7 protein-coding genes and 1 pseudogene are annotated in these 12,058 nt (G+C 39.0%); 6 read left to right on the top strand and 2 right to left on the bottom strand.

The window, feature by feature from the left end:
• Positions 1 to 2,608, bottom strand: a pseudogene (locus K0S23_RS10380) (T9SS C-terminal target domain-containing protein); the annotation flags it as partial.
• Positions 2,609 to 2,627: 19 nt separating this feature from the next.
• Positions 2,628 to 6,401, bottom strand: a complete 3,774-nt coding sequence (locus K0S23_RS10375) for a carboxypeptidase regulatory-like domain-containing protein (protein WP_300356886.1) — start codon at positions 6,399 to 6,401, stop codon at positions 2,628 to 2,630.
• 228 nt (positions 6,402 to 6,629) lie between these two features.
• Here K0S23_RS10375 and K0S23_RS10370 point away from each other — a divergent pair, with 228 nt between their 5' ends.
• From K0S23_RS10370 to K0S23_RS10345, 6 genes are all read left to right on the top strand, one after another.
• Positions 6,630 to 7,265, top strand: a complete 636-nt coding sequence (locus K0S23_RS10370) for a 4'-phosphopantetheinyl transferase superfamily protein (protein ID WP_300356884.1) — start codon at positions 6,630 to 6,632, stop codon at positions 7,263 to 7,265.
• A complete protein-coding gene (locus tag K0S23_RS10365; protein WP_300356882.1) occupies positions 7,249 to 7,989 on the top strand; it encodes a geranylgeranylglyceryl/heptaprenylglyceryl phosphate synthase in 741 nt (246 codons plus the stop codon). The genes K0S23_RS10370 and K0S23_RS10365 overlap by 17 nt, the downstream gene beginning before the upstream one ends.
• A 282-nt stretch (positions 7,990 to 8,271) precedes the next feature.
• Complete coding sequence (locus K0S23_RS10360) at positions 8,272 to 10,470, top strand: M43 family zinc metalloprotease (protein ID WP_300356880.1); 2,199 nt, start codon at positions 8,272 to 8,274, stop codon at positions 10,468 to 10,470.
• Between the two features lie 100 nt (positions 10,471 to 10,570).
• Positions 10,571 to 11,008, top strand: a complete 438-nt coding sequence (locus K0S23_RS10355; RefSeq protein ID WP_300356878.1) for a hypothetical protein — start codon at positions 10,571 to 10,573, stop codon at positions 11,006 to 11,008.
• An 18-nt stretch (positions 11,009 to 11,026) separates the two neighbouring features.
• Positions 11,027 to 11,638, top strand: a complete 612-nt coding sequence (locus K0S23_RS10350) for a DEAD/DEAH box helicase (RefSeq protein WP_300356876.1) — start codon at positions 11,027 to 11,029, stop codon at positions 11,636 to 11,638.
• 4 nt (positions 11,639 to 11,642) lie between these two features.
• Entirely contained in the window at positions 11,643 to 12,017 is a 375-nt protein-coding gene (locus K0S23_RS10345) for a hypothetical protein (protein ID WP_300356874.1), read from the top strand.
• The last annotated feature ends 41 nt before the right edge of the window (positions 12,018 to 12,058 follow it).

Here is a 12,058-nt window from a genome sequence, read left to right as displayed (position 1 = left end):
GATCAACAACTTTCACATTGATCGGTCCACCGTTATAGTCGTATTCTACTTCATCCTTGAATCCGTTGGCAATGATCGCATTCTCTGATGCTGTTGTCAACTGTAATTCTCTTCCGCCGTTTCCTGTTCCATCCAAACGTGTGATACGTGGAGTCTGTCCGTAAACAGAATTTGCCATCGAACCACCTAATTCCGGAGCAATATTATGAGGAATTGCCGGCACACCTGCTAATGGTGTACCATCAGCATTGATACGTGAACGTAAATAAGGTTTTTTCTGTCCGTCAAGGTATTGTGCATCACTTGGATCGTAAGGCTTATAGTTGTTATAACCATAAGCAACTGCCAGGTAATAATAAGTTTTGAAGTTCACAAGCTTACGGTCACCCGATGCAAATAAATCTTCAGTAACTCTAAATGTGTGTTGAATTCCTTGATCAGCACCTTTCACTTTCTCTACCGGGAAAGAAAAACCTAACTCTTCATCAAATTCAAAGTTAATCAGGCGTTTAACACCATTTTTAACATCACATTGTGCTACCAGACGGGCAACTGTTTCGTCCTCCAAATCTGTAATACCAACCTGTGCATTTTTCAACTGATAGATCTGGTATCCTTCAAAACGGTAGTTTTTATCATAAATGATCGGGTTACCATTCGGTAAAGTATCGCCTGCACCGTTCGGATCAACGATCCCAATGATATCTTCTTCGATGTATTTTTCTCTGTAGTTATTCGAGTTTACAGGGTTATCCAGCATAATGATCAATTCATTACCCATTTCCTGGATAGTCATAACCGGAGCATTTGGTGGCTCCAAAATACGGAAACAGTTGTCGAACAATGCCTGAGCTTTTGTATCTGCTGTCTTTAATGCATCTACAGAAGAGAAAATTTCTCCTTCGAAACTTCTTGCGTAAACGATCCCAACTGTAATGTTGTTTACAGCACCCGGACGCAATGTAAATGGTCCTGCAGACTGAACGAAACGACGGTCACCTGATGGATTGGATGTAGATCCTGTTCCGCAAGGTTCAAATTCTGACCAGTCAAATCCCGGATCTACTCCTGCTGTAGCCCAATCCAAAGAATCTGAATTTGCCGGGAACATATAGTTTGTTTCAATTGCTCCAACACATGGTGCACCAGGGAAACCTGTTCCACCGTAGTACAATTGATCACCAAACTGCCATAACCCCTGCATATAGTTATAGAACTGGGTTGATGAGTTTGGATCCGACTGACCTGCCGGTGCATTTGTTCCTGTATAGATCGTAAAGTTACGCATTCCGTAACGCTCATTATCCACGATATTATCTCCGTAACCGATTCCCAAACCTCTATAGACAATTCCTTTATTTGCAATAGCATTCGCTACTGTAGGAATAATCCACTGTTGGTTGATTGTATCAAAAACAGGTCCCGGATTGTCCGCAGCATCAGCATCCTGGTAAGGTCCTTCGAAGAAGTCAACACCAATTGCCGGCGGATTTGCACCAAATCCCGGACGTCCTGAGTTCGGTTCATCATTCAAGTCACCATTGTACATGTAACTTAAACCACGTGTAACGTCACATCCTGCATAATCATCATTGTAGTTTCCTAAATCCGCATCAATATATTGCGAGAAATACGTGTCATACAATGTTTGAGTACCACGGTTAATCAACTCGTAGTTATAGAAAGTCATTTTGTTGATCTCATCATCCGTTGCAAAAGCAAATGCCTGAGCATGGATTTCCATTCCGATCGGTTCACCTTGTGATTCAGTGTGGATGTTTCCTTTATCATTGAAAACCCACCAGTTGGTGATATCTCCGAATAAAGTCACACGTCTGTCTTTACCACATTCAATGTCATCACGACCTAAGATATCATCATACCAAGGGTAATCTCCTTCTTCAGGTTCGTAGAACATATCATTATTCACATCGTAAAACGGTGCTAAAAACTGATCCTGTCCACGACCGATATCTCCGTTACCTGGCCAAGCATTGATCTGAGCCAAAGTTTCGTTTGATGGAGGAGGGCAATCACCTGTTGTACACTCGCCATATGTAATGAACAAGATAACTCCAGCTTTCGTGATCGTGAAAATGTTGTCATACAACAAACATTGGTCCGGATCAATCGTTCCTGCACCATAATCACGTCTTGCAGTATCTCCTTGTGGAACAGACGGATCAAAATTCCCTGTACCGTAATCCACAGAAAGCGGACCAGGCCAGAAATCGTTTCCTTCCCGGAATTTAACTGCCGCCAATTTTAATTGACCGTTAATATCGGTTCCACCCATCCACAATGCTCCAGCATAAATGGTTGTTACAACCGTTTCATTTCCTTTCTTTTTTGGAACAGTATATGTTGCCAATCCATTAGCACGATCCAGGAATAATAAACCTCCTGTTTCCAACTGACAGCTAACATCATTAAAGTCCATAGTTTTACGGTAATTCGCAGGTGCACAGTTCGCAGCCTTTGTTGTTACCGTGGGCTTCGGCTTGTTTCCAGCCGACTTCCCTTTCCCAAAATCGTGATTGTACGCATTGGCCTGACCAATGAAGCACATCGTAATTGCGAGCGATAAGTATTTAAATGTTCGTTTCATACTTTAATTTTTTTCTTTCTTAGAAATCAAACTTAACCCCTAAGCGAATTGTTCTTGGCGGACTAACGTTAAATGGATTTGCCACCTTCATCGCGTAATAATCTCTGAAAGATTGCTCATCCAGCTGGTTTTGGATAGATGTTTGGTATTGAGCATCTGCCAAATATCCGTCATCATTCCAGTTTCCTGTAGCTCTGTATACACCAAGAACGTTCATTGTGTTGAAAAGGTTGGTAACTCGAACGTATACTTGTAAATACGTTGATTTCTTTTTACCCTCTTTTCCAAAATCAATTCCAAATGTACGATCCAATTGAAGATCCAAACGATACTGCCAAGGTAATCTTGATCCGTTTACTGTTCCGGTAATACCTGAAGTATTCGGATTGATCAATGCATCACCTGTAACACCTGTTTGAGAACTATAAGGCGAACCTGAATAGATGTTTGTAATTAAGTTCAAACCTGTGTTTTCAAGAATCTTAGCATCACCAATCATTGGTCCGTTGTAATCAGCTCCTTCACCGTAACGGTAATCAAAAGTGATTGCAAATGTATGGCGCTGATCGTATGAATAAGGGAATACACTACGTAAGTTAGGTAATCCTGCAGTTTGAAGCCCTGTCAGCAATGAAGCTGCAGAAGTTGCATCCGAACCGGTACCATCTGCAAACTGTAATGTATAAGCAGCAGTCATACGAACATTTCCTGTTCTACGAAGGTCATAAGACACTGTCAAACCTTTCACAGTACCGAAGTCACGGTTACCAAATGTGCGGTAAGTATTCGGGTAAGCCTCAAATACATTCATTAATTGCACGTTGTTACGTTGTTCACGGTAAAATGCAGAGATTTTCAAAGATGAAGTTTTAGTCAAAACTTGCTGGAAACCGATTTCGTAATCGATCGTTTGCTCCGGCTTCAAGTCCGGGTTGTTGATCGTATTTGTACGCGATTCGATAAACTGATAATCAATCGGATTAAAACGGTTACCTGTTGTAGGACGTTTTGTCAAGATATCATAATGCGCAAAGAACGATGCTTCATCAGAAATAGGGAATGAGAATGCAATACGAGGCATCACATTAATTTGAGGTTTGTAATCCTGAAATGCATCAGAATTTACTCTTGAATTCATTGCTGCAGAAGGATCTTTCAACCAAGGAGCGATACCTGTAACACCTCGGATCAATTTTGGATCCTCAATTGCGATACCGTTTGCATCATACCACTGATCTCCGTTTCTGAACCCGTTAATTCTTGTCGGATTGTTAACATCATCAACATATACAACGTAATCATCCCCCATAGACTCAGGGATTGTCATGTTTGCATATTTTGTCGGATCACCGGCGATCAACGATCTTGCTTCCGTAACATTGTTTGCAGTATAAACCAAGTATTTATCCTTTAAAACCGGTTGATTGGCATCGAATACATCTACACGAACACCAACGTTGAAAACGATGTCTTTAAATGCAAACTTATCCATGATATAACCAGCAATATAAACTGGCTGGAATGCACCGATAAATCTTTTATAGTTACCATTCTCATCAAATTCATTGAAATACTTATTAATATCTGTATTTCCTTTTACTTTTTTCCCGGTATGATCATAACCGAAATAATTAACGTAATTATCTCCCTGGTTGAACAACTCATCCGGTGAGAACATATCCAATGAGAATACACTTGGATCATACTGATCAATTACAAGGTAATCCGTTCCAGCCGGGTTAAATCCAAGTTTTTGACGAAGATTATAATCAAAGAACGATTGTTTGTCATCATTTTCCTGTCCACCGTATTCACCCGTACCGGATGTATAAGCATAACCGGTATTCAAACGATCATAGCTGTATTGCTGATAAGCACCGAAATTAACTACAGTAGCTTCATCATCCAACTCTGTCAAGTGACTGTTTGCTAACAAACGAGCAGTTGTCCAAAGTCCGATCGGACCAGCATTTCCGCTAGACCAACCTCTATCCCAACGTTGCTCATACTCAAAACCTAAAGAGATTGAGTGGTCACCGAGGTTCACCGAACCTGACCCTGTAATACGGAACTGATCTTGTTCTTGTCTGCTGAAACCATTATTTGGTGTACCAATGTTATTCCAAATTCCGTAAACTGAAGTTGGAACGTCACCGTTTCTTAATGCACGTCCGTTTTGAACCTGCAATAAAGTTTCGTAATGATCGGTTGGGTTACCTGCATAAAGATCAAAGTAGCTTTGAGTAATTGCAGCTAAGGCAGCGTTTGTTTCAGAAGCCTCGAATTGAACAAGGTACTCTTGAGGAGTAGCTGTCTGGTAATAATCACCATCTCTAAACTCGTAAGTTGGACGGAAATATCTATAAAACTTCCCTACGTGTCCATAGCTAAACAAATCGTATTTATGATTTTTATCATAAATCTCAGTTTTTGTTTTCGAGTAATCCACCATGATGGAGTAGAATGCTGATTTCACTTTTGAACTTGATCCTTCCTTGTTGTTAGAGAATCTCTGAGTGAAACGTCCGTAAACACGGTAGTCCAATTGATTGAAAACTCCAAAATTGGTGAAGTTCATTAATGAATTTTCGTAATTATAATTACTTCCGTAAGAATAATTCAAAGATCCACCGAACGTTAAGTTAACAGAAGGCCCTGTATTCACATCAATTTTAGCAGATGCAGAAATTGTGGAACGAGCAGCGTTCATTCTCCATGCAGTCTTTTCGAAATCACTTTCTCTTAAATAGTTTGCATTGTGGAAAGTTCCGTTACCTGTAGCACTTGCTCTTACCGGGTTTTCCAACAAATAATCTCTGGCTTCTTTTTTAATGCGGTATGATCCACCATTCAAAGGACGACTATCCAATTCATTCGTGTAGTTTACCGACAATAAGAATCCTAAAATTGGTTTTGTTTTTTTACCGGTAGAATCTTTTCTCATTAAAAGTGGTCCCGAAAGTAGTCCTTCAACTAAGTTGTATCCGAATTTATCCAATCCGATCACTTTCCCGTCATAACCATTCGGATCTTTTCCTTTAAAGTAGAAACCTGAAGTTACACCTTCCAATGAACCAAAATACTTAGCAGATGGTCCACGCGTTGTTACAGCGATAATACCACCGGTTGCATCACCATAGTTAGCTGGCAAACCACCGGTAATTACGGATACCTCTTCAATTGCTGATTTAGGCAAGTTAGAAGACCCTCGTACTTTAATACCATCAATAAAGAAATACGTACCGTCAGAACGGGAACCACGAACCGAAATATCTCCGGTCCCTTCGTCTGTTTGAACCCCACCTACTGTACTTGCAACTCCAGCTGCAGAACGAGTCGGTAGACGCGAGATGTCCTCACGGGTAATAGTCGCCCCGGAAGGACCACCATCTTTATTAATTAATGGAACTTTGTAGGCCACCACGACGACTTCTTCGATTTCCTTGGCGTTGCCAGGAAGTCCCAGAACAGTATTATCCAAGAAGGTAATGCGGTCAGCATTTACAACAACACCTTTAATTGCTGTTGGCTGATAGCCTTCCCCTGGATTACTGATCTCAACATCGTAGGCACCCGGTGTTAACGAGTTAAGTTGGAATTTACCATCCGTATCGGTGGTCGTATTCCCCTTAACTGTTCCATTTTGCTTGAGGACTATGATACAATCGTATATAGCCTCTTTGCTGTCCTTATCAACAACACTACCTCGGATCGTTCCCAAACCTGATTGGGAATAACCGTAAGTCACTGTCAACAAGATACTTGCAATTAACAAGTTGAGTTTACGTAACATAAGTACAGTTTAATTTTACATCATTTTTATTGTAACAAAGCCTGTAAATATAGTAATTTTCGATTTGTTAACATTTCCTAAAAAACTTTTATGTTTTGTAACAAATCAATGTCTATTAACTCTTTATTAACTTTTGAAGCTTCCAAAAGCCCTTATTTTTAAGGAATTGTAACTAAATATTAAATGGAATAGTCACTCGTTTAGGCGATTCTGACCTACATTTGCATTATGTCTACCATTTCGATTATTAATTTAAATGCGGTTTCTATTTATTTAATGGAAATAGATTTTTCTTATTTTGAAACATATAAATCTTCCTTAAATGATCTGGAGTATTCCAGATTGGACACGATTAAGCATCCGGAGAAAAAACTGGAGTTTGCCGCTTCAAGATACCTGAAACATCACCTCTTCGGTGAAGCTAATATTGAATATGATTCTACCGGGGCACCTGAAATTCAGGATGTCGGATACATTTCGCTATCACATTGCAACTCTCATGTGGTATTAGCTACCTGTAAAGAACATTTGATCGGAGTGGACATCGAGGAAATCCGTGAGAAGGCAATTCTTCTGGCTTCAAAATTCACGACACAAAACGAAGCAATCATTTTTGATATTCACAATGAAAAAGACATGTCTACGCTTTGGTCACTGAAAGAATGCCTGTATAAACTCTCTGACCGGAAAAAATTAATCTTCAAAAAGGACATCCTTGTCTATAAAAGGGAAAACCGGCTTTTCGGAAGTATTAAAAAGACATCCGGAGTCTATGAATACGAACTCCATGTTGAAAACTATCAAAATATTTTAATAACTTTCAACTTAGGAAAAGGAAAACTACTACATGAATATTCTGAATAAAATCCAATCTAAAAGCGGGCAACTGGCTCTATTAATTGATCCCGAAAAGACAAAAAACGAAGATCACCTGCTTGAGCTTATCCGGAAAGCTGAGTTCGCACTTATAGACTTCTTTTTTGTTGGAGGAAGCACTGTCACCCGAAAAGAAATCGAATCGGTGGTTTCCAGGCTAAAGAAAAACTCTTCGATCCCCATCGTTTTATTCCCCGGATCCAGCAATCAACTCTCAGAACAGGCGGATGCATTGCTTTTCTTAAACCTTCTTTCCGGAAGAAATCCGGATTTTTTAATCGGTCATCATGTTACCTGTGCAGAAGAAGTACTGGAAATGAATCTAGAAGTCATTCCGACCTCTTATATTTTAATTGACGGTGGGAAAATGACTTCCGTTGCTTATGTTAGCCAAACAACTCCCATCCCGAGGGAAAACAGTTCCATTTCTTTAAAGACAGGGATCGCAGGATATTTAATGGGGCAAAAGCTCACCTATTTCGATGCGGGAAGCGGAGCGCTTCAAGCCGTTCCACCCGAGTTAATCATTGAACTAAAGAAAAAAATTGATACTCCAATTATTGTTGGCGGCGGAATCCGTTCCCTGGAGCAAATCGAATCTTACAAAAAAGCAGGTGCCAACGTGATTGTTATTGGAAACAAAATCGAGGAAAACATTGATTTCCTTCTTGATATTGAGATCTATCAGAAAAGTTCAAGCAGAAAGGATTAAAACATCAAATACCGTTTAATCATCCTCAAAGACACTTCAATAAATGAGAAGTTGTTTAATCACATTGTTAAAAATAATTCAACTATATTTACCAGGTGTGAACTACGAAAACTAGGAGTTATATGCTTTTTAAGGATATTTAAAACCCTGAATATAAGCATATTAATTAAGTAACAAAGCCAAAAAAAACTCTCAAATTCGACACAGATTGCACATTACATTTTCTTGTAAAATGTTAATTAAGTTGAAAAAAACAATGTTGAATCTATTAAATTGTTAAACATGCGCAAAAAATTACTTTTGGGTGTATTTTCTTTAATTGGTGTGATTTCAACTGGGAAATCATTTGCTCAGGAAACACATTTCAGTTGCGGAAGTCATACACAAATGAAAAAATTGTATGCCGAGAATCCAGGTTTGGAGGAAGACTACAGAAAATTAGTAAATCGTTACAAGGAAAACCGTGTTGTTAATGGAAAATCTACAACGGTACGTATTATTCCAATTGTTTTCCATATTGTTCATGAGTATGGAGAAGAAAATGTTTCCGATCAGAATATCTATAATCAAATGGATATCCTCAATGAGGATTTCCGTAAATTAAATGCTGATACCAATGTAGTTATAAGCCCATTCGATACTATTATCGGAGATGCTTATATTGAATTCCGCTTAGCAACATTAGACCCTTGGGGAAATTGTACGAATGGGATTGAGCATATTTACAATCACAACACCAACCAGGGAGATGATTATTCCAAATTAAACCAATGGGACAGAGACAAATACTTAAATGTTTGGTTAACTAAAACTATTGGATCTGCAGGAGTTGCCGGTTACGCTTACTACCCAACAGGTACTACAGGAACTGGTTTCTTCAGAGATGGTATTATCATTCTTTATGATTACGTTAGTAGTCTTTTCCCTAGTTCTGCAAATAATTCAAGAGCATTAACTCACGAAATCGGTCACTACTTAGGATTGGCTCACACTTGGGGGAATGACAACGATCCTGGAAATGCTTCAAGCTGTAATCAGGATGACGAGGTTCGCGATACTCCGAATTGTATTGGTATGACTTCTTGTAACCTTGCTCAAAACTCTTGTAACGATACTCTTTCAGTAGATTCATATTGGGGTTCTTATGATCCGGTAGACAATGCTCAAAATTTCATGGATTATTCATACTGTTCTGTGATGTTTACTGAAGGGCAAGCGAACTTTATGAACAACGTATTGGACCAGGAAACAAGTGGTCGTAATAACTTATACACTGCTGATAACCTGGAAGAAACAGGAACCAGTACTTTAACTCCTGTAACTTGTATTCCGGTAGCGGACTTTTACGTCGATGCGAACGGTGCTCTTGGTAACTCAGGTCCAAACGCAAATGGAATCACTGCTTGTGTAAATAATCCGATTGAATTTAAAGATGCTTCCTGGAAGGCAGGAATAACTTCCTGGTCGTGGAGTTTCCCTGGTGGAAGCCCGGCAACTTCAACAAATCAGGATCCGATAGTAACTTATGCTGCTCCGGGATGGTATGATGTAACATTAACTGTCTCCAATTCTGCAGGTTCAAACACCAAGACAATTAATCACATGATTTATATTCAAGGTGAGTGGGCGGAATATGTTGGTCCAAGAGTAGAAGATTTCAATCAAAACGGAAACTTCTGGATCAGCCACAACCCGGAAGACAATTTCGCATCATTTAATCGTGTAACATCAGGCGGAAGAGGAAATTCAGCATGTTTCAAGTTAAACAACTTCAAAAATGTTGCCGGAGCTCAAATGTTTACTGAAGATTGGTATTATTACGATCGTCTTGGAAACTCCAAAGACTATTTGATCTCTCCCGCTCTTGATTTAAGAAGTACTTCAAATGTTACTATTTCATTTGATTATGCTTACGGTACAAAAGCAACTTCTACGGCAGATATTACTGAGAAATTGGTAGTTTACTACTCAAGAGACTGTGGTAAAACATGGATCCAGAAAACATCTTATACAGGTGCTGCTTTGGTAACTGTAGGATATGTTGGAAATTCAGACTTCGTTCCTGATAATGATCTGGATTGGAAAACAGTTAGTTTTACTCACACTCCAACAGCTGCTGATAACAAAACCAAATTCAAATTTGAGTTTATTGCTTCTGATTTGTCTTCCAACTTCTATTTCGACAACTTCAATGTTTCAGGAACATTAGGAATTGAGGACAACGGAATGTTATCATCGATTTCAATTGCTCCGAATCCTGTAGCTACAGGGTCCGACTTGTCAGTTGAAGTTCCGAACACGGAAATTGGAATGAAACTGATTGTAATGGATTTGAAAGGAGCGATTATCTCAACTACTGAGGTTCCTGCTGCTTCAGGCGTTCAAACAGTAAACATTCCTATGAACGTTGCTAAAGGATGTTATATCCTGTCTGCTGTTCAGGGAGCTGCAAAATCTACACACCGTGTAGTAGTTTATTAATTAAGATTCAACTTACATTATATAAAGCCCCGACGATACATGTCGGGGCTTTTTTTATGCAAACGATATTTATTATTCTGGAAATTAGTATTTTCACTTCATGAACCATCGTGTTACATTTGCTACCCCATATCCATTTCAAAGACCTGCGTTTATTGGGATTCGTGAATACAGTTTTGTTAATTCACATGGGGATAAATACAGCGTCCAGTTTGTTCAGAAAAACAATCATATCATGAACTATATCGTTGATCTAAGCTTAAAAAACTACGATCAGGATCAGGACGAGTATCAAACCATGAATACCGGAGATGTTTACAAAGTAATGGCTACAGTCATTTCTGTTTTACTGGACTTCATCACACAAACACCTTATTGCCAAAGCATTGAATTTGTCCCCGTTTCGGAGAACCATCAGTTATCCAATCGCAGATCTATCCTGTTTCTCAGATATGTTCAATTATTTAAAACCTTAACAGGCTGGGATTACAAAATAAACAAAGGAGTCTTTACATTAACCCGCCCGAAAACAAAATAAATTGTCTTATTTTGTAGCATGAAGTTTGAAGAATTAGATAATCGACTGGAAAAGGTGCTTACCGAGTTGGGCCATGAAGGCTATACCGAAAGACAGGAAAAATTAATCAAGCTATCCAAACAAGGAAAAAACCAACTAATTTTCACTTCCCTTGATCAGGAATTAATTGACGGACTGCATTTTATCTCTTTTATGAGAGCTCCGGAAATGTTGGAAGGCTCCCCGAGAGTTCTCTGGATTACACCAAACTGGGAAAGTGCACGGGAAAAAGTAAAATCCTTTCATCGCTTAATGAAACGGACGGATGTAACCATTGAAATTGCCGACGACAAGGGAAAGATCATTGAGCAACGCAATGCAATTTTTGAAGGTGCCGAAATCATAATCGGAAACCCGAAACGACTTTTGGAATTATACACTCAGAACGGATTCCATGTGAACCAGCTAAGTCTGGTTATTATTGATCAGGCAGAAACACTTTGTAAAAATCCCATCACAATTCAATCCATCAGAAGAATTGCCGAAAGTTTACCTAAATGCCAAAAAATCATTTTGACGGAAGGCACTCACTCAAGACTTGATTCTTTTTGCGAAGATATTTGTACCTTTTACGAAACTTCTGAATTATAAAAGTATGTTCGCCAAACAAATAAAGACTATTTCCACGATTTGTTATCTCCTGGGAATGCTTTGTGCTGTTTTACTTTACACCCATCATACTTTTGGAGTCCCAAGTGCCGTAAGAATAGGGTTCTATGTTTTCGGAGGTGCCGGACTGATTCTAAGTCTTTTGCAATTTCGTTTTCTCCCCGAAGATAAATGGGAAGATTTCAATCTCTTATTCTGGATAGGATCTTTGGTATTATTTATTGGTTTCGTGATACAGACCATGCGACTGCATTATTCAACATATATTTTAATTGCAGGTTTGGCCATCACCGGGTTTTCATTTTTCGTAAATCCATTCAAGCGGGATAAAGACGAGGAAGACGAACTTTTGGATAACTGATTCAAACTCAACCATTGTTCAAAATATTTTTAATTTAGCGT

Source organism: Fluviicola sp. (genome assembly GCF_029266855.1).
GTDB lineage: Bacteria > Bacteroidota > Bacteroidia > Flavobacteriales_D > Crocinitomicaceae > Fluviicola.
This window is presented reverse-complemented; position numbering and strand designations above follow the sequence as displayed.